The organism is Mycobacterium sp. (assembly GCF_047975165.1).
Taxonomy (GTDB): Bacteria; Actinomycetota; Actinomycetes; order Mycobacteriales; family Mycobacteriaceae; genus Mycobacterium.
Map to the genome: position 1 here is coordinate 1 of NZ_JBKECZ010000156.1, position 18,271 is coordinate 18,271.

An 18,271-nucleotide genomic window follows, 5' to 3' on the forward strand; every position below is an offset into this window, starting at 1 on the left:
CGGCGGGGGGGGGGGGGCTGGGGGCCGGGGGGGCTGGGGGCCGGGGGGGCCGGGGGCAGGGGGGGCTGGGGCAGGGCGTGGGAACCGAGCGGCGCAGCTATCCCAGGATCAGGCCCGACGTCGGCACGCCCGTGCCCGCAGTGACCAGAACGTGCTCCACGGCCGGAACCTGATTCACCGAAGTTCCCCGCAGCTGCCGAACACCCTCGGCGATCCCGTTCATGCCGTGGATATAGGCCTCGCCGAGCTGCCCACCGTGGGTGTTGATGGGCAGGCGTCCTCCGATCTCGATCGCACTAGCGGCAACAAAGTCCTTGGCCTCCCCCCGGCCGCAGAATCCCAGCTCTTCCAACTGGATCAACGTAAACGGCGTGAAATGGTCGTAAAGCACCGCGGTCTGAATATCAGCAGGCTTCAATCCCGACTGTTCCCACAGCTGCCGGCCGACCAGCCCCATCTCGGGCAGCCCCAGTTCGGGGCGGTAGTAGCTGACCATCGTGTACTGATCGGAACTGGAGCCCTGCGCGGCCGCTTCGATCACAGCCGGCCTGTGCCTGAGATTTCGTGCCCGCTCAGGCGAGGTCACCACCAGCGCAACCGCGCCGTCGGTCTCCTGGCAGCAGTCGAGCAGCCGCAACGGCTCGGCGATCCATCGTGAATTCTGGTGATCCTCAATGGTTATCGGCTTTTCATAGAAGTACGCCTTGGGATTCTTGGCGGCATGCTTGCGGTCGGCCACCGAGACGGCACCGAAGTCTCGGCTGGTCGCACCGGAAAGATGCATATACCGACGAGCGATCATCGCGACCTGCGCTGCCGGAGTTGACAATCCATGCGGGTAAGAGAAGGAGTTGTCGGCTGTGGTCGAATTCGCCTCCCCTCCCCCGGCTCCGGCCAATCGCGTCTGTACCTGGCCGAACCGCATCCCCGATCGCTCGTTGAATGCCCGGTACGCCACCACCACATCGGCGACGCCGGTGGCGACCGCAAGAGCGGCCTGCTGCACGGTCGCGCACGCCGCCCCGCCGCCGTACCCGATTTGGGAGAAGAATTTCAGCTCACCCATGCCGGTTGCGCGCGCCACCGCGATCTCGGTGTTGGAGTCCATGGTGAAGGTGGTCAAACCGTCGACATCAGACCCGCTCAGGCCCGCGTCGTCCAACGCATCCGCCACCGCCTCCGCCGCAAGCCGTAGTTCGCTACGTCCGGAGTTCTTCGAGAAATCGGTGGCCCCGATCCCGACAATGGCAGCCCGGCCATTCAGCAAACCGGCCGACATCTACCCATCCCCAATAGTCAGCGTCACCGTCGCGATCACATGGTTACCAAGGCTGTTGGCGCCCACCACCTTCACGGTGATCACACCGTCGTGGACTGCCATCACCTCACCGGAGAAAGTAACCGTGTCGTAGGCGTACCACGGCACCCCCAGCCGCAGTGCGATCGACTTGATAAATGCCGACGGGCCGGCCCAGTCCGTGACATAGCGCTGCACCAAACCGGTGTCAGTGAGGATGTTGACGAAGATATCCTTGGAGCCCTTGGCCTGAGCCTTGTCGCGGTCATGGTGCACATCTTGAAAGTCTCTGGTAGCCAACGCGGTTGAGACGATAAAGGTAGGATCTCCGTACAGCTTGAGTTCTGGAAGATGCACACCCACTTCCACGATGGGAGTACTCATGCAATCGGCTCCCAGGCATAGAGGGTCCAGTCGGGCCCGCCTTCACCCGCCGGGAAGTCGATGTAAATCGCCCGCACCGGCATGCCGATCGCGACCTGGTCCACATCCGCGCCGCGCAATTCACCCAGCATGCGCACACCCTCCTCCAGTTCCACCAGCGCGATGACGAAAGGTACCGTACGACCGGGTACTTTGGGCGCGTGGTGCACCACGTAGCTGAAGACGGTTCCGCTTCCGCTGGACACCACGTAGTCGACCGGTTCGGTGGGGTTCTGCCACACAGCCGGCACCGGGGGGTGCTGCAGGCCACCGTCGGCCAGCCGCTGAATCCGTAGCTCGTGAGCGTTGACGCCCTCCCAGAAGAACGCGGTGTCACGCGAGGACGCCGGGCGCATCATGGCGTCTGCGTCCAGGTCTTCGGGCACCCCGCCGGCACCCGCCGACTCCAGCGGCTTGAATTTGAGGATCCGCCAGGCCATCTCGGCCACATCCTCATCGCCTACTCGCCAGACGACGTGCTGGTTGATGAAATAACCCTGACCCAACGCCGTCTGCTTCGGCCCCACCACGTCTCGCATCTGGGAGCTTACGGTGACATGCTCACCCGGCCGAAGATAGCGGTGATAGGTCTGATCGCAGTTCGTCGCAACCACACCCACATATCCCGCATCGTCGAACAACTGCATTATCGGCCCCAATGGATCGTCGGTCGGACGCTCCCCGCCGAGGCCCATCATGGTCCACACCTGGATCATTGCCGGCGGCGCCACCAAACCGCCGTGCCCGGCGGCGCGGGCCGCGTCCTCATCTACATAGATCGGGTTACGGTCGCCGATGGCCTCCACCCAGTTGTTGATCATCGACCGGTTCACCGGGTCACGACCGACACGGGGTGCCGGATCACCGGCGGCAGTGATCGCCGCCACCGCTTCCTGGATTTCGCTCATCGAGGCACCCTCGGGACCTTGAGGCCCGACGCCGCGATCATCTCGCGCATCACTTCGTTGACACCTCCGCCGAAGGTGATCACCAGATTGCGTTTGGTCTGCGAATCCAGCCACTCAAGGAGCCGAGCGGTCCGCGGCTCGGCCGGATCCCCGTACCGTCCGACAATCTCCTCGGCAAGCCTTCCGATATATTGGATCTTTTCGGTACCAAACACTGTCGTCGCCGCCGCATCGGCGACATTGATGTCTTCCCCAGCGGCCGCCACTTGCCAATTCAATAGTTCGTTGATCCGCCACATCGAGTAGATCTCGGCCAATGCACGTCTGACGTCCTCGTGATCAATCGGAGCAACACCGTCGGAACCCGGCGTCGACGCCCACTCGTGCACCCGATCGTAGATGCCGGCGGTGCGCCCCGCCGGGCCCAGCATCACCCGCTCGTTGTTGAGTTGCGTGGTGATCAGCCGCCAGCCGCCGTTCTCTTCTCCCACCAGCATGTCGACCGGAACCCGCACCTCGTTGAAGTAGGTCGCATTCGTGTGGTGGGCGCCGTCCGACAAGATCATCGGCGTCCACGAATAACCCGGATCCTTGGTGTCCACGATCAGGATCGAAATACCTTTGTGTTTAACGGCTTCGGGGTCAGTGCGGCATGCCAGCCAAATGTAGTCGGCATCGTGGGCGCCGGTGGTGAAAACCTTCTGGCCATTAACGATGTATTCGTCGCCGTGGCGCACGGCCGAGGTGCGCAGCGAAGCCAAGTCGGTGCCGGCTTCCGGTTCGGTGTACCCGATGGCGAAATGCACCTCGCCGGCCAGGATAGCCGGCAGGAACTTCTTCTTCTGGGTTTCGCTGCCATACATCTGCAAGGTCGGACCGACCGTCTGCAAAGTGACGGCCGGCAGCGGCACGTCGGCCCGATGGGCCTCATTGACGAAAATCGATTGCTCGATCGGACCAAACCCCAAGCCGCCGAACTCCTTCGGCCAGCCCACCCCTAGTTTGCCGTCCCTTCCCATCCGGCGAATCACCTCGCGGTAAACCTCGTTGTGGCGGTCCTTCTCCATCGCCTTGGCCTCATCGGCGGAGATCAGGTTCGAGAAGTACTCCCGCAGCTCGGCCTGCAATCGGCGCTGCTCGGGTGTCAGGTCGATGAACATTGGACTCCCAGGGGATTCTGCGCTTGGTGACCCGCCACCGAGCCCAGCCGCTGCGACGGCCCACCCACCAACCGGGTCAGATCCTTGATCGTCGAATAGTACCGGTGCATCGGATAGGCGATGTCCATTCCCATACCGCCGTGCAGGTGGTGGCAGATCTGCATCGCCGGAGGAGCCTGCGACGCCAACCAATATCCGAGAACCTCCAGATCTCCGGAGGCATCGCGGCCTTCGGTCAGGCTCCAGATCGCTGCGTTTGTCACCAAATCGATTGTGCGCGACGCGATGTAGACTTCGGCAAGTTGCGCTGCGACCGTCTGGAACGTAGACAGCGGCTTGCCGAATTGCTTGCGGTCGGCGACGTAGTCCGCGGTCAACCGCAACGCACCCGCCACCAGACCGTCGGCGTAGGCTCCCGTCATCGCCAACGCCAACTGGTTGACGCGGCCCGCCGAAGCACCTTCCAGGACTTCGAATTCGCCGACGTCGCAGAAGGTCACCGTGTACTCGTCGGAACCGTTGGAGGTCGGTGTCCGCACCAACCGCACGCCATCGGCTGTCGGAGACACCACAACGACCCCACCTTCGACCGTCACCAGCATCCAGTCGGCGGATTCAGCGTATGCGACACCGACCTTGGTTCCCGAAATCCCACCGCCACCAAGGGAGGTCGAGGGCCGGTCCGGCAACGCGGCCCCGGCCTCGTTGAGCGCGGCGGTCAGTATCCCGCCCTGGGCGACACCGGCCAGGAAGCGCTCCCGCTGCCCGGGCGAGGCCAGATCGAGCAACGGTACGACACCGAACCCAAGGGTCGCCAAAGCAGGCATGATCGCACCCTGGCGACCGCTCTCCATCAGGACCGTACCCACCTCGGCCAGGCCGACCCCGTCGCCACCCAAGCCTTCCGGCAGTGCCAGCGCCGTCACACCCCCGTCGACCAGCGCCTGCCAACTCAACTCCCGGCCCAGCACCGATGTGACGACGTCGGCGACGGCTTGCTGCTCTGCGCTGCGTTCGAAATCCATCACCGATCCGCCGCGCAGGGTGCGCCTTCCGCTCGCGCGGATCCGCCGGTGTAGTCCACCTGCCAGTGCTTGATGCCGTTGAGCCAACCCGATCGCAACCGTTCCGGCGCCGAGATCGGCGTCAGGTCCGGCATGTGGTCGGCAATCGCGTTGAAGATGAGGCTGATCGTCATGCGCGCCAGGTTGGCGCCGATGCAGTAATGCGCCCCGGTGCCGCCGAAGCCGACGTGTGGGTTGGGGTCGCGCATGATGTCGAACTTGAACGGCTCGTCGAAGACATCCTCGTCGAAGTTGGCCGACCGGTAGAACATCAGGACGCGCTGGCCTTTTTTGATCTGGACGCCGCTGAGTTCGTAGTCCTCCAGGGCGGTGCGCTGGAAGGCCGTCACCGGCGTGGCCCAGCGGACGATCTCGTCGACCGCGGTCTCCGGACGCTCCTTCTTGTACAGCTCCCATTGGTCGGGGTTCTCGGAGAACGCCATCATCCCCTGCGTGATCGAGTTCCTGCTGGTCTCGTTGCCGGCAACCGCGAGCATCACCACGAAGAACCCGAACTCGTCATCGGAGAGCTTCTCGCCGTCGATGTCGGCCTGCACCAGCTGAGTCACGATGTCGTCACCGGGATTCTTCGCCCGCTCCTCGGCCATCTTCATCGCATACGCGATCAGATCCACCGACGACGCCTTCGGGTCGATATGGGCGAATTCCGGGTCCTCGGTGCCGGTCATCTCGTTCGACCAGTCGAAGATCTTTCCGCGGTCCTCCTGCGGGACACCGAGCAGGCCGGCGATCGCCTGCAACGGAAGTTCGCAGGCGACCTGTTCGACGAAATCGCCGTACCCGGTCGCGGCGGCCTCCTTGACGATCCGCTGGGCACGCTCGTTGAGCTCGTCGCGCAGCCGCCCGACCGCCCGCGGGGTGAATCCGCGCGAGATGATCTTGCGCAGCCGGGTGTGGTGCGGAGCGTCCATGTTCAGCATGACGAACCGCTGAACCTCGATGTCCTCTCGGGCGATGTCATCCTTGAACCGGGGGATGACCCCGTTCTGGTAGCTGGAGAAGACGTCGCTGCGGCGCGAGATCTCCTTGACGTCGTCGAGCTTGGTGATCGCCCAGTAACCGCCGTCGTGGAAGCCTCCGCCCTTGCCCGGGGCCTGCTCGTTCCACCACACCGGCGCGGTAGCCCTCACCTCAGCGAACTCTTCGACCGGCAGTCGCTCGGCGTAGATGTCCGGATTCGTGAAATCGAATCCCGGGGGAAGATTGGGGCTGGGCACGGTAGTTCTCCTTCGACTGCGGTCTTAACCGTGGTACTCGACGGCTCTGATCACACTATCTCTCCTAGTGACCTGATGATGCCAGTAAAACATGCTGTCACCGCAGACAAAAGGAGGTCAGGTATCCTCGCTTGTCATAGTAATGAAACGTGTTCTAGCCTGACCTCATGGGTAACCCGGTAATCGTCGAGGCCACCCGCAGCCCAATCGGTAAGCGCAACGGATGGCTGTCCGGCCTGCACGCCACCGAGCTGTTGGGCGCGGTCCAAAAGGCACTGGTCGCGAAGGCGGGAATCGACGCCGGCGACGTCGAACAGATTATCGGCGGGTGTGTGACCCAATTCGGGGAGCAGTCCAACAACATCAGCCGGGTTGCCTGGCTGACTGCGGGCCTGCCCGACCACGTCGGCGCCACCACCGTCGATTGCCAGTGCGGCAGCAGCCAGCAGGCCAACCATCTGATCGCCGGGTTGATCGCGGCAGGGGCCATCGATGTCGGCATCGCCTGCGGTGTCGAGGCGATGAGCCGCGTGGGTCTGGGCGCCAACGCCGGCCCGGACCGCTCGGCGATCCGTGCGGAATCGTGGGATATCGACATGCCCAACCAGTTCGAGGCCGCCGAGCGGATCGCCAAGCGGCGCGGCATCACCCGCGAGGACATCGACCAGCTCGGCTACGCCTCACAGGCGAAGGCCAAGCGCGCCTGGGATGAGCACCGCTTCGACCGCGAGATCTCCCCGATCGTGGCCCCGGTGCTTGACGAGAACAAGCAGCCGACGACCGAACGCGCTCCTGTCAGCCGAGATCAGGGCCTGCGCGAAACCACCCGGGAGGGCTTGAGCCAACTCAAGCCGGTGATGGAGGGCGGTATCCATACGGCCGGCACCTCCTCACAGATTTCCGACGGCGCTGCCGCGGTGCTCTGGATGGACGAGGCGGTCGCCCGAGCGCACGGGTTGACCCCGCGGGCACGAATCATCAGCCAGGCCAACGTCGGCGCCGAACCCTACTACCACCTCGACGGCCCCGTGCAGTCGACGGCGAAGGTCTTGGAGAAGGCCGGAATGAAGATCGGCGACATCGACCTCGTCGAAATCAACGAGGCTTTCGCGTCGGTGGTGCTGTCGTGGGCACGGGTCCACAAACCCGATATGGATAGGGTCAACGTCAACGGCGGGGCGATCGCGCTGGGTCATCCGGTGGGTAGCACGGGCAGCCGGTTGATCACCACCGCGCTGCACGAGTTGGAGCGCACCGACCAGACCACCGCGCTGATCACCATGTGCGCCGGTGGCGCGCTGTCGACCGGGACGATCATCGAACGGATCTAACGGACAGCCGAGCCGATCACGCCGGCCAGCAGCCCTGTTTCGCCCGCCCCCAGCGCTCCGTAATACCCTTGGGCACCGTACGAATTCCCTAAGCCATGCTCCGAGGAGTCATCCCTGAATGACTAGCCAATTCGACGACGTCGTCTCCGAACAGTACGAGAAGTGGACATACCCCGATCCGATTCACGACATCGGCGAGTGGGTCGGCACCAACTGGCAGTGGTTCGATCCGATCCATGCCTACCTGCAATTCTGGCCCGACCGCCCATACCGGCCCGACCTGGACATTTTAATCGCAGGCTGCGGAAGCAACCAGTCCGCCGTCATCGCCTACAACAACCGCTCGGCCAAGGTTGTGGGGATCGATATCAGCCAGCGGTCGCTGGATCACGCGCAGTACCTCAAGGAACGCCACGAGTTGACGAACCTTGAGCTGCACCGGCTGCCGGTCGAAGAGGTGTCGACACTGGGGCGCGATTTCGATCTGATCATGTCGACCGGTGTGCTGCACCACTTGGCGGATCCGCCACAGGGGATGAAGGCGCTCGCCGATTGCCTGAAACCCGATGGCGTCACAGCACTGATGCTCTACGCCCGGTACGGCCGGATCGGGGTCGAACTAATGCAGTCGGTGTTCCGGGACCTGGGGCTGCGCCAGGACGATGACGGAGTCCGGAAGGTCAAAGAGACCATCTCGGCGCTCGATCAGCGGCACCCTTTCATCAGCTACCGGGAGACCGCCCCCGACTTGTATTACGATGCGGGACTGGTGGATACGTGCCTGCACGGCCGCGACCGGAGTTTCACCACCGGGGACTGCATCGATTTGGTCACCGATGCCGGGCTGGTCTTTCAGCGGTGGCACCTCAACGCGCCCTACTACCCGCACGACACCGAAAGTCTGTCCGCGCCGGCATCGGAGTTCTACCAGTTGATGAGCGAACAGCCCGAGCGGAAAATGTGGTCGTTGCTGGAGCGAATCAGGTCGAGTAACGCATGCCATTTCTTCACCGCAACGCATGCAGACCGACCCAAGAGAAGCTATGTCATCGACTTCTCCTCGCCTGATGCCCTCGACTACGTGCCCAGGCTTCGGCTGAAGTGCGGGCTATCCGGTGCCGAGCTTTCGCGACCGGCGTGGAGTTTGACCCTGAACGCGGCGGACCTGCCTTTCGTCCAGCACATCAACAGGCAGCGGACAATTCGTGAGATTGCCACAGCGGTCGGGCAGCCGGGGAACGACAGCGTCGAGCAAGAGCTGTACGAGAATGCCGCCCGGCGACTCTTCCAGTCGCTGTGGCGGCTCGACTTCCTCGACATGAGTCTCGAGGCGGTCGGCAAGTCCTGACGTTGGGCCTCGGCCGCCGCCCACATCGCGTCTCGCCCGCCCGACGCGGCCGCGACCTGCCCCCCCGCTTCGCCCAGCGTGTAACTACTGCGAAATTTCGCGCATTTTTCCGCAGCAGTTGCACGCTCGGCGGTGGCGCGTCGGCCCGAGGCCGAACGCCCCGCCCGCTACGCGCCGTAAACCGGCACCGGCGTCCGGGACTCGGCCAGCAGATCGGTGACGACGGGCCCCAACTCCGCCGGCTCCCACTGCGCGCCCTTGTCGACGGTGGGGCCGTGCGCCCAACCCTCGGCGACCCGGATCAGCCCGCCCTCGACCTCGAACACCTTGCCGGTGACGGCACGCGATTGCACACTGCCCAGCCACACCACAAGCGGCGACACGTTCTCCGGGGCCATCGCGTCGAACCCGCCATCTTTGGGTGCGGCCATGGTTTCGGCGAACACCGCCTCGGTCATCCGGGTCCGAGCGGCGGGGGCGATCGCATTGACCGTGATCCCATAGCGGCCCAATTCGGACGCCCCGACCAGGGTCAGCGCGGCGATCCCGGCCTTGGCCGCCGAGTAGTTGCCCTGCCCGACGCTGCCCTGCAGGCCGGCACCCGAGCTGGTGTTGATGATCCGGGCGTTGAGATCGTCGGGCCCCACGGCACCGGCTTTGATCTGGCGACGCCAGTAGGCCGCGGCGTGGCGCAGTGTCGCAAAGTGTCCCTTGAGGTGAACGCGGATCACCGCATCCCACTCGCTTTCGCTGGTGTTGGCCAGCATTCGGTCGCGGATGAAGCCGGCATTGTTCACCAGCACGTCCAGCCCCCCGAAAGTCTGGACGGCGGCTTCTATGAGGTTGTGTGCACCCTCCCATTCGGCGATGTCGTCACCATTGACCACGGCTTCGCCTCCGGCGGCGGTGATCTCGTCGACCACCTGTTGCGCGGGGCTTTCGCCCGCAGAACCGTCCAGACCCACGCCGATGTCGTTGACCACCACGCGCGCCCCCTCGGCCGCAAACGCCAGCGCGTGCGCGCGACCGATTCCGCGGCCCGCACCGGTCACGATGACTACCCGGCCGTCCACCAAACCCATTCCCACTACCTCTTTTCCATCTTCCCTTACTTGTTGGCGCCCGAAGCGCCCAGGTACGGCGGTGGTTCGCCACCACCGTGAACCTCCAGCGCGGCCCCGCTGACATAGGACGCCACGTCGGATGCCAGAAATGCTGCGGCCCAGCCGATATCGGCTGGTTTGGCGAGCCGTCCAAGCGGAACCGTGGCGGCTACCCGGGCGATCGACTCGGCGTTGCCGTAGAACAGTTCGGACTGCTCTGTCTCCACCATGCCGGCGACCACGGCATTGACCCGAACCTTGGGTGCCCATTCAACCGCCAGCGTGGCGGTGAGGTTTTCCAGGCCCGCCTTGGCGACGCCGTAGGCGGCGGTGCCGGGTGTGGGCCGACGCCCGCTGACACTGCAGATGTTGATTATCGAGCCACCCTGGTCCTGGCGTTGCATCGCGGCGTTGGCATGTTGCGAAACCAGCAGCGGAGCAAGGACATTGAGTTCGACAATCTTGCGGTGAAAATTGGCGGTGGCCTCGGCCGCCGGCGCATACGGCGATCCGCCGGCGTTATTGACCAACACGTCGAGCCGGCCATGCCGTTCGACTATCGCCTGCATCAAGCCGGTGACCGCGTCCTCATCGCGGACGTCGCAGGCGTGGAACTCGTGGCCGAAACCCTCGACCGGCCGGCGCGCGCACGCGATGACGGTCGCGCCCTGCGCGGCGAAGACCGCGCTGATACCGGCGCCGACGCCCCTGACGCCCCCGGTCACCAGGACCACCCGCCCCTCCAGACCGAGACGGATGCCGGCGGGTCCAGAGGACGCCGGTTGGGGGGCGGTCACTGTGCTAGCGTACCAAGCAAGTGCTTGCTTAGGTAATTGCCCTCGGAAGGGAGGCACCATGACGATCACATCGAAGGTCCTCGAACCGGGAATAGTCGCGGTCACCGTCGACTACCCCCCCGTCAACGCCATCCCGTCCCGGGGATGGTTCGAACTGGCAGAAGCGATAACCGCGGCCGGCCAGAAACCGCAAACCTGCGCGGTGATCCTGCGGGCAGACGGCCGCGGCTTCAACGCCGGCGTCGACATCAAGGAGATGCAGCGCACCGAGGGGTTCACTGCGCTGATCGACGCCAACCGCGGCTGCTACGCAGCGTTCCGGGCCGTCTACGAATGCGCGGTCCCGGTGATCGCCGCGGTCAACGGGTTCTGTGTGGGCGGCGGCATCGGGCTGGTCGGCAACGCCGACGTCATCGTGGCCTCCGACGACGCCACCTTCGGGCTGCCGGAGGTCGAACGCGGGGCACTAGGTGCGGCCACGCACCTGTCCCGGTTGGTGCCGCAGCACATGATGCGGCGCCTGTTCTTCACCGCGGCAACCGTCGATGCCGCCACCCTGCACCACTTCGGTTCGGTCCACGAAGTGGTCCCGCGCGACCAGCTGGACGAATCCGCGCTCACGGTTGCCCGCGACATCGCCGCCAAGGACACCCGCGTCATCCGCGCAGCCAAGGAGGCGCTCAACCTCATCGATGTGCAGCGAGTCAACTCCAGTTACCGGATGGAGCAGGGCTTTACCTTCGAGCTCAACCTGGCCGGGGTGGCCGATGAACACCGGGACGCCTTCGCCGGTACGGCGAAAGGCAAGAAAGAGTAATGGCAGACAAAACCACCACTCTCGATGACGCCGTGGCGCAGGTGCGCAGCGGCATGACGATCGGCATCGCCGGCTGGGGTTCGCGGCGCAAGCCGATGGCGTTCGTCCGCGCGCTGCTGCGCACCGACGTCACCGACCTCACCGTGGTCACGTACGGCGGGCCCGACCTGGGGTTGCTGTGTTCGGCCGGCAAGGTCAAACGCGTCTACTACGGTTTCGTCTCACTGGATTCACCGCCGTTCTATGACCCGTGGTTCGCGCGGGCCCGCACTTCCGGTGCGATCGAGGCCCGGGAAATGGACGAGGGCATGCTGCGGTGCGGGTTGCAGGCGGCCGCCCAGCGGCTGCCGTTCCTGCCCACCCGCGCGGGGCTGGGGAGCTCGGTGCCCGACTTCTGGGACGGCGAACTGGCGACCGTGACGTCGCCGTATGCGACCGACGGCGGGTACGAAACGCTGATCGCGATGCCGGCGCTGCGACTCGATGTCGCCTTCGCACACCTCAACATTGGTGATGTCCACGGCAATGCCGCCTATACCGGTATCGACCCGTACTTCGACGATCTGTTCCTGATGGCCGCGAACAAGCGTTTCCTGTCGGTGGAGCGTATCGCCTCAACCGATGATTTGGTTGAATCAGTTCCACCCCAGGCTCTTCTGGTCAACCGGATGATGGTCGACGGTGTGGTAGAAGCTCCCAACGGCGCCCATTTCACCACCGCCGCACCGGATTACAACCGCGACGAAAAATTTCAGCAGCACTACGCCAAGGCTGCCGCATCGGAGGAGAGCTGGGACCAGTTCCGCCGAACCTACTTGGACGGCGGCGAAGACGACTACCAAGCGGCCGTGCGCGCCTTCGAGAGGGAGGTTGCCGAATGACGACCCGAGCAGAAGTGTGCGCGGCGGCCTGCGCCGAATTGTTCAGGGACGCAGGCGAAATAATGGTCAGCCCGATGACCACCATGGCATCGGTGGGCGCCCGGCTGGCACGACTGACGTTCTCGCCCGACATCCTGCTCACCGACGGCGAAGCCCGGCTGCTGGCCGACACTCCCCCACTCGGCAAGACCGGAGCGATAGAGGGCTGGATGCCGTTCGGCCGCGTCTTCGAAACCCTGGCGTGGGGGCGGCGCCACGTCGTCATGGGCGCCAACCAGGTCGACAGGTACGGCAACCAGAACATCTCCGCCTTCGGCCCGCTGCAGCAGCCGACCCGGCAGATGTTCGGGGTCCGCGGCTCGCCGGGCAACACCATCAACCACCCGACCAGTTATTGGGTCGGCAACCACTCCAAGCGGGTGTTCACTGACAACGTCGACATCGTCTCCGGCATCGGCTACGACAAGGTCGACCCGGACAATCCGGCGTTCCGGTTCGTCAACGTCTATCGGGTGGTGTCCAACCTCGGAGTCTTCGACTTCGGCGGGCCCGGGGGCACTATGCGCGCGCTGTCCCTGCACCCCGGCGTCGACCCCGACGACGTCCGCGACACCACATCGTTCGACGTACACGGGCTCGCCGAGGCCGGTGAAACCCGGCCCCCAACCGACGAGGAACTTCGGCTGATCCGCGAAGTGATCGATCCGAAGTCGCTGCGCGATAAAGAGATCCGATAGTGAGACTGAAAACACCGCTGACCGAACTGGTCGGTGTCGAGCATCCGGTGGTGCAGACCGGGATGGGCTGGGTGGCCGGAGCGCGCCTGGTGTCGGCCACCGCCAATGCCGGCGGCCTGGGCATCCTGGCCTCGGCCACCATGACCCTGGACGAACTCGCCACCGCCATCGGCAAAGTCAAAGCGGCCACCGACAAGCCGTTCGGGGTCAATATCCGCGCCGATGCCGCCGACGCAGGTGATCGGGTCGAGCTGATGATCCGCGAGGGCGTCAAGGTCGCCTCGTTCGCGCTGGCCCCGAAGCAGGAGTTGATCGCCCGGCTCAAGGAAGCCGGGGCGGTGGTGATCCCGTCCATCGGCGCGGCCAAGCACGCCCGCAAGGTCGCCGGCTGGGGCGCCGACGCGATGATCGTGCAGGGCGGCGAGGGTGGCGGCCATACCGGTCCGGTCGCGACGACGTTGCTGTTGCCCTCGGTGCTGGATGCGGTGGGGGGCACCGGTATCCCGGTGATCGCCGCCGGCGGATTCTTCGACGGACGCGGCCTGGCCGCGGCACTGTGTTACGGCGCGGCCGGCGTGGCGATGGGCACCCGGTTCCTGCTCACCTCCGATTCCACCGTGCCCGACGCCGTCAAGCGGCGATACCTGGAAGCGGCCCTGGACGGCACCGTCGTCACCACCCGCGTCGACGGCATGCCGCACCGGGTACTGCGTACGGGACTGGTGGAGAAATTGGAGAGTGGCTCGCGCGCCAGGGGTTTCACCGCGGCGGTACGCAATGCCGCCAAGTTCAAGCAGATGTCGCAGATGAGCTGGAAGTCGATGATCCAGGACGGCCTGGCGATGCGCCACGGCAAGGAACTGACATGGTCGCAGGTGGTGATGGCGGCCAATACCCCGATGCTGCTCAAGGCCGGACTGGTCGACGGCAATTCCGAGGCGGGTGTGCTGGCCTCGGGTCAGGTGGCCGGGATCCTCGACGATCTGCCGTCCTGTGCGGAGCTCATCGAGGCGATCGTCAAAGACGCTGTAAAACATCTTTACACCGCATCTACGCTGGTAGAGCAATCGTCGGAGGCCTAGTAGGCTCCCCGGAGTATGGCGACCATCGAGGCAGCACCCGCCGCGTCACAGCCCGCCGCACCTCATGCGCTACCGGACCCGGGCGAGGCGGTACCCAGGCTCGCACTGCCCACAGTCGGGATCTTCCTGGCAGCCCTCACCGCATTCACGGCGTCGACGATCGGCTATATCGAAGGCTGGCTGCCGTTCTGGCTGACCATCCCGATCAACGCCACGGTCACATTCGTAATGTTCACCGTCGTTCACGACGCGTCGCACTATTCGATCAGTTCGGCGCGCTGGGTGAACGGTCTGCTGGGGCGGTTGGCGTGGCTGTTCGTCGGGCCCGAGGTCGCGTTCCCGACATTCGCATACATTCACATCCAGCATCACCGGCATTCCAACGACGACGATCAGGACCCGGACACGTTCGCCTCGCACGCGGCGTGGTGGCAGTTGCCGCTGCGCTGGCCGCTGGTGGACTACTACTACATCAAGTACTACATTCCACGCGTCCGGAGTCGTCCCGTCGCCGAAGTCGCCGAGACGCTGTTGATGCTGGGCCTGTCGATCACCGGACTCGTCGCGGCCGCCGTCACCGGGAACTTCTGGGTTCTGGCCGTCGTGTTCCTCCTCCCGCAACGCCTCGGTGTCACTGTCCTGGCGTGGTGGTTCGACTGGCTGCCCCACCACGGTCTGCCGGACACTCAACGAAGTAACCGCTACCGCGCGACCCGCAACCGTGTCGGCGCCGAGTGGCTGTTCACGCCGGTGTTGCTGTCGCAGAACTACCATCTGGTGCATCACCTGCATCCGTCGGTGCCGTTCTACCGGTACTTGCGAACCTGGCAGCGCAACGAAGAGGCCTATCTGGAGCGCGGTGCCGCGATCTCCACGGTGTTCGGGCAGCAACTGGATCCCGACGAGTTCCGGGAGTGGAAGCGGCTCAACGGCAGGTTGGCGAAGCTGCTGCCGGTACGGATGCCGCCCAGGTCGACTTCACCGCACGCCACGCTGCACCGCATCCCGGTGGCCTCGGTCGACCCGATCACCGCCGATGCCACCCTGGTCACCTTCGCGGTACCGGAATCCCTGCGCGAAGCGTTCCGGTTCGAGCCGGGCCAGCACGTCACGGTTCGTACCGACCTGGGTGGGCAGGGTGTTCGGCGCAACTATTCCATCTGTGCGGCCGCCACCAGGGCGCAGTTGCGGATAGCGGTGAAACACATTCCCCACGGCGCATTTTCGACGTTCGTCGCCAACAACCTCAGGGCCGGGGACGTGCTCGAGCTGATGACGCCGACCGGGCGGTTCGGCACCCCGCTGGATCCGCTGAACTCCAAGCACTACGTGGGCCTGGTCGCGGGCAGCGGGATCACCCCGGTGTTGTCGATCCTGGCGACGACGCTGGAGATCGAGACCGAGAGCCGCTTCACGTTGATCTACGGCAACCGCACCAAAGAGTCCACCATGTTCCGTGCCGAACTGGACCGCCTGGAGTCGCGCTACTCCGATCGTCTGGAAATCGTGCACGTGCTCTCGGCGGAACCGCTGCACACGCGGTCGTTGCGGGGGCGTATCGACGCCGAGAAACTCAACCGGTGGCTCACCGGTGACCTGCGGCCGGCCGCCGTCGACGAGTGGTTCCTGTGCGGCCCGATGGAGATGGCCACCACCGTGCGCGACACCCTGCTGGAACACCATGTCGACACCCAACGGATTCACCTCGAACTCTTCCACGGCTTCGAGGACACGTCCGCCTCCGAACGTTCGTACCCGGGTGCGACGCTGACGTTCACATTGTCCGGCCGCCAGTTCAGCGGCGATGTGGCCCCCGGCGATTCGATTCTGGAGGGTGCGCTCCAGGTTCGCGACGATGCACCGTACGCCTGCATGGGCGGAGCATGCGGGACGTGCCGGGCCAAACTCGTCGAGGGCGAGGTCGAGATGGACCACAACTTCGCGCTGGGCCCCGCCGAAGTGGACGCGGGTTACATCCTGACGTGCCAGTCGCATCCGACGACGCCGATGGTGTCCGTCGACTACGACGGCTGAGCAGCTTTCTCTGCCGCCCGAGTGTGAATCCTACGACGGCCCAACGGCGTGTCGCGTCGCGAGATTCACACTCGGCGGTCAGGGCGGCCACCCCTGCCACCCCTGCCACCCCTGCCACCCCTGCCGCCCCTGCCACCCTGCCTTCCGCATGGCCTCCACGACGCGGGCGATCAGTGTCGCCCGACCGTTTCTCAGCAGATCGGCGGTGACCCTGACGATCGTCCACCCCTGCTCGACCAGCTCGGTGTGACGATCGACGTCCCGGTCGCGCTGCGCCGGATCGGTCCAGTGCTGCCGGCCGTCGTACTCGACGCCCACGCGCAACTCCTCATAGCCCATGTCCACGCGGGCGACGAACTCACCGAAACCGTCGCACACCACGATCTGCGTCTGCGGTGGCGGCAGTCCCGCGTCGATCAACGCCAGGCGGGTTCTCGTCTCCTGCGGGGATTCCGCACCTCCATCGACCAGCGGCAGGATCTTGCGCAGCCTAACCATGCCGCGAGCGCCGGGGTGTTCGGCGATGACAGCCTGCACGTCGGCGATTTCGATGCCCGTCGCGTTGGCCAGCGCATCGAGCCGCTGCACAGCGTTGAGACGGTTGGCGGTCCGCCGACCGATGTCAAAGGCCGTCCTGGCGGGGGTGGTCACCGCGATGCCGTCGATACTCAACCGCTCGTGCGGCGCCAGTCGGCCGGAATGGACGACGATGCGCCGAGGCGCCTTCCGATTGTCGTGCACCAGTTCAGCATCGAGGCCCGAGTCGATCCACTTGACGCCCAGGAGCGCCGCTGCGGATTGCCCGCCATCACGGCACGCCGCCGAGACCACAGCCAGGCCGCCCGGGCACGTTGGGTGGCCGTCAATTCGAGGCCGACCGGGACATAGACATCCGGATAGACCGGCTCGTAGAGGGCGCGCATCGCCCGTTCCGGCAGGGCCTTTGCGGCCAGGGCTTCGGAACCGAGAAACGGCCAATCCATGCCGGCATGCTGTCAGCACCCACCGACACATGACCCCGTCGCGCGCCGAGCGTGAATCCTACGACGGCCCAACGGCGTGTCGCGTCGTGAGATTCACACTCGCGGCATCATGAGGCGCTACAGCCGCTCGATGATGGTGACGTTGGCGGTGCCGCCGCCCTCGCACATGGTCTGCAACCCGTAGCGCCCGCCGGTGCGCTCCAGCGTGTTCAGCATGGTGGTGAACAGTTTGGCGCCGGTGGCTCCCAACGGGTGGCCGAGCGCGATAGCGCCGCCGTTGGGATTCACCTTCACCGGATCGGCCCCGGTCTCCTTGAGCCAGGCCATGACCACCGGGGCGAATGCCTCGTTGATCTCGACGGTGTCGATGTCGTCGATGGACAGGCCGGTCTTGTCCAGCGCGTAGCGGGTGGCCGGGATGGGACCGGTGAGCATGAAGACCGGGTCGGCGCCGCGAGCGCTGATGTGATGGATCCGGGCCCGGGGCGTGAGGCCGTGGTCCTTGACGGCCTGCTCGGACGCCAGCAGTACCGCAGCGGCACCGTCGGAAATCTGGCTGGCCATCGCCGCGGTGAGCCGTCCGCCGTCGACCAGCGTCTTGAGACCGGCCATCTTCTCCAGGGAGGATTCCCGCGGGCCCTCGTCGACCTGGAACGGACCGGTCCCGGCGTCGGATCCGGTTTCGACGCCGAGGATTTCAGCGTCGAAAGCACCGCCGCGGATCGCCGCGAAAGCGCGTTCATGGCTGGCCAGCGAGTACCGCTCCATCTCCTCCCGCGAGAGGTTCCACTTCTCCGCGATCAGCTCGGAGCCGCGGAACTGCGAGATCTCCTGGTCTCCGTAGCGGTGCAGCCACTGCCGCGACTCGTTGGTCGGTGAGGTGAACCCGAACTGTTCGCCGACGAGCATCGCCGAGGAGATCGGGATCTGGCTCATGTTCTGCATGCCGCCGGCCACGATCAGGTCCGCCGTGCCGGACATGATGGCCTGCGCGCCGAAGGAGATCGCCAGCTGGCTGGAGCCGCAATCGCCGTCCACCGTGACACCGGCCACTTCTACCGGGGAGCC

16 protein-coding genes and 1 pseudogene are annotated in these 18,271 nt (G+C 65.3%); 7 read left to right on the plus strand and 10 right to left on the minus strand.

What is annotated here, in order from left to right; all coding sequences use genetic code 11:
• Nucleotides 1–97 precede the first annotated feature (97 nt).
• The 6 genes from ACK5M9_RS14705 to ACK5M9_RS14730 are packed head-to-tail and all read right to left on the minus strand — an operon-like array spanning nt 98 to nt 6,090.
• Complete coding sequence (locus tag ACK5M9_RS14705; RefSeq protein ID WP_416893902.1) at nt 98–1,267, minus strand: lipid-transfer protein; 1,170 nt, start codon at nt 1,265–1,267, stop codon at nt 98–100.
• 12 nt (nt 1,268–1,279) lie between these two features.
• A complete protein-coding gene (locus ACK5M9_RS14710) occupies nt 1,280–1,681 on the minus strand; it encodes a MaoC family dehydratase (RefSeq protein ID WP_416893888.1) in 402 nt (133 codons plus the stop codon).
• A complete protein-coding gene (locus ACK5M9_RS14715; RefSeq protein WP_416893889.1) occupies nt 1,678–2,628 on the minus strand; it encodes a bifunctional MaoC family dehydratase N-terminal/OB-fold nucleic acid binding domain-containing protein in 951 nt (316 codons plus the stop codon). The genes ACK5M9_RS14710 and ACK5M9_RS14715 overlap by 4 nt, the downstream gene beginning before the upstream one ends.
• A complete protein-coding gene (gene fadE29, locus ACK5M9_RS14720; RefSeq protein ID WP_416893890.1) occupies nt 2,625–3,788 on the minus strand; it encodes an acyl-CoA dehydrogenase FadE29 in 1,164 nt (387 codons plus the stop codon). The genes ACK5M9_RS14715 and fadE29 overlap by 4 nt, the downstream gene beginning before the upstream one ends.
• Complete coding sequence (locus tag ACK5M9_RS14725) at nt 3,773–4,813, minus strand: acyl-CoA dehydrogenase family protein (protein ID WP_416893891.1); 1,041 nt, start codon at nt 4,811–4,813, stop codon at nt 3,773–3,775. The genes fadE29 and ACK5M9_RS14725 overlap by 16 nt, the downstream gene beginning before the upstream one ends.
• Nucleotides 4,813–6,090, minus strand: a complete 1,278-nt coding sequence (locus ACK5M9_RS14730) for a cytochrome P450 (RefSeq protein ID WP_416893892.1) — start codon at nt 6,088–6,090, stop codon at nt 4,813–4,815. The genes ACK5M9_RS14725 and ACK5M9_RS14730 overlap by 1 nt, the downstream gene beginning before the upstream one ends.
• A gap of 167 nt (nt 6,091–6,257) precedes the next feature.
• On the opposite strand from ACK5M9_RS14730, the gene ACK5M9_RS14735 reads away from it, so the two are divergent.
• Both ACK5M9_RS14735 and ACK5M9_RS14740 read left to right on the plus strand, forming a co-directional pair.
• Entirely contained in the window at nt 6,258–7,421 is a 1,164-nt protein-coding gene (locus ACK5M9_RS14735; RefSeq protein WP_416893893.1) for a steroid 3-ketoacyl-CoA thiolase, read from the plus strand.
• A 118-nt stretch (nt 7,422–7,539) separates the two neighbouring features.
• The gene (locus tag ACK5M9_RS14740) at nt 7,540–8,769 is read left to right on the plus strand and encodes a class I SAM-dependent methyltransferase (protein ID WP_416893894.1); all 1,230 of its coding nucleotides are present in this window, start codon (nt 7,540–7,542) and stop codon (nt 8,767–8,769) included.
• 167 nt (nt 8,770–8,936) lie between these two features.
• Here the strand turns inward: ACK5M9_RS14740 and ACK5M9_RS14745 are convergent, their stop codons facing one another.
• Nucleotides 8,937–9,851 (minus strand): SDR family oxidoreductase, encoded by a 915-nt coding sequence (locus ACK5M9_RS14745; RefSeq protein ID WP_416893895.1) that lies wholly within the window; start codon nt 9,849–9,851, stop codon nt 8,937–8,939.
• Between the two features lie 26 nt (nt 9,852–9,877).
• Nucleotides 9,878–10,630: an SDR family oxidoreductase gene (locus ACK5M9_RS14750; protein ID WP_416893903.1), complete on the minus strand. Its 753-nt coding sequence runs from the start codon at nt 10,628–10,630 to the stop codon at nt 9,878–9,880.
• A gap of 97 nt (nt 10,631–10,727) precedes the next feature.
• Between ACK5M9_RS14750 and echA20 the strand changes: the two genes are divergently transcribed.
• The 5 genes from echA20 to ACK5M9_RS14775 are packed head-to-tail and all read left to right on the plus strand — an operon-like array spanning nt 10,728 to nt 16,220.
• The gene (gene echA20 / locus ACK5M9_RS14755) at nt 10,728–11,486 is read left to right on the plus strand and encodes a (7aS)-7a-methyl-1,5-dioxo-2,3,5,6,7,7a-hexahydro-1H-indene-carboxyl-CoA hydrolase (RefSeq protein WP_416893896.1); all 759 of its coding nucleotides are present in this window, start codon (nt 10,728–10,730) and stop codon (nt 11,484–11,486) included.
• Entirely contained in the window at nt 11,486–12,367 is an 882-nt protein-coding gene (gene ipdA, locus ACK5M9_RS14760; RefSeq protein ID WP_416893897.1) for a cholesterol ring-cleaving hydrolase subunit IpdA, read from the plus strand. The genes echA20 and ipdA overlap by 1 nt, the downstream gene beginning before the upstream one ends.
• Nucleotides 12,364–13,104 carry a cholesterol ring-cleaving hydrolase subunit IpdB gene (ipdB, locus tag ACK5M9_RS14765; protein ID WP_416893898.1) on the plus strand — a complete coding sequence of 247 codons (741 nt, stop codon included), beginning with the start codon at nt 12,364–12,366 and terminating at the stop codon, nt 13,102–13,104. The genes ipdA and ipdB overlap by 4 nt, the downstream gene beginning before the upstream one ends.
• A complete protein-coding gene (ipdC, locus tag ACK5M9_RS14770; RefSeq protein WP_416893899.1) occupies nt 13,104–14,186 on the plus strand; it encodes a (3aS,4S,5R,7aS)-5-hydroxy-7a-methyl-1-oxo-octahydro-1H-indene-4-carboxyl-CoA dehydrogenase in 1,083 nt (360 codons plus the stop codon). Before ipdB ends, ipdC begins: the two co-directional genes overlap by 1 nt.
• A 15-nt stretch (nt 14,187–14,201) precedes the next feature.
• Nucleotides 14,202–16,220, plus strand: a complete 2,019-nt coding sequence (locus tag ACK5M9_RS14775; RefSeq protein ID WP_416893900.1) for a fatty acid desaturase — start codon at nt 14,202–14,204, stop codon at nt 16,218–16,220.
• 78 nt (nt 16,221–16,298) lie between these two features.
• Here ACK5M9_RS14775 and ACK5M9_RS14780 read toward each other — a convergent pair.
• Both ACK5M9_RS14780 and fadA6 read right to left on the minus strand, forming a co-directional pair.
• A pseudogene (locus tag ACK5M9_RS14780) lies at nt 16,299–17,203 on the minus strand (endonuclease domain-containing protein).
• A gap of 117 nt (nt 17,204–17,320) precedes the next feature.
• A partial coding sequence (gene fadA6, locus ACK5M9_RS14785; protein WP_416893901.1) for a steroid 3-ketoacyl-CoA thiolase FadA6 occupies nt 17,321–18,271 on the minus strand: 951 nt, incomplete at its 5' end.

Bases quoted from the DNA above. Each gene is read 5' to 3' on its own strand.
- ACK5M9_RS14710 (WP_416893888.1), bottom strand. From the start codon at position 1,681: ATGAGTACTCCCATCGTGGAAGTGGGTGTGCATCTTCCAGAACTCAAG.
- ACK5M9_RS14715 (WP_416893889.1), bottom strand. From the start codon at position 2,628: ATGAGCGAAATCCAGGAAGCGGTGGCGGCGATCACTGCCGCCGGTGAT.
- fadE29 (WP_416893890.1), bottom strand. From the start codon at position 3,788: ATGTTCATCGACCTGACACCCGAGCAGCGCCGATTGCAGGCCGAGCTG.
- ACK5M9_RS14725 (WP_416893891.1), bottom strand. From the start codon at position 4,813: ATGGATTTCGAACGCAGCGCAGAGCAGCAAGCCGTCGCCGACGTCGTC.
- ACK5M9_RS14735 (WP_416893893.1), top strand. From the start codon at position 6,258: ATGGGTAACCCGGTAATCGTCGAGGCCACCCGCAGCCCAATCGGTAAG.
- ACK5M9_RS14740 (WP_416893894.1), top strand. From the start codon at position 7,540: ATGACTAGCCAATTCGACGACGTCGTCTCCGAACAGTACGAGAAGTGG.
- ACK5M9_RS14745 (WP_416893895.1), bottom strand. From the start codon at position 9,851: ATGGGTTTGGTGGACGGCCGGGTAGTCATCGTGACCGGTGCGGGCCGC.
- echA20 (WP_416893896.1), top strand. From the start codon at position 10,728: ATGACGATCACATCGAAGGTCCTCGAACCGGGAATAGTCGCGGTCACC.
- ipdA (WP_416893897.1), top strand. From the start codon at position 11,486: ATGGCAGACAAAACCACCACTCTCGATGACGCCGTGGCGCAGGTGCGC.
- ipdB (WP_416893898.1), top strand. From the start codon at position 12,364: ATGACGACCCGAGCAGAAGTGTGCGCGGCGGCCTGCGCCGAATTGTTC.
- ACK5M9_RS14775 (WP_416893900.1), top strand. From the start codon at position 14,202: ATGGCGACCATCGAGGCAGCACCCGCCGCGTCACAGCCCGCCGCACCT.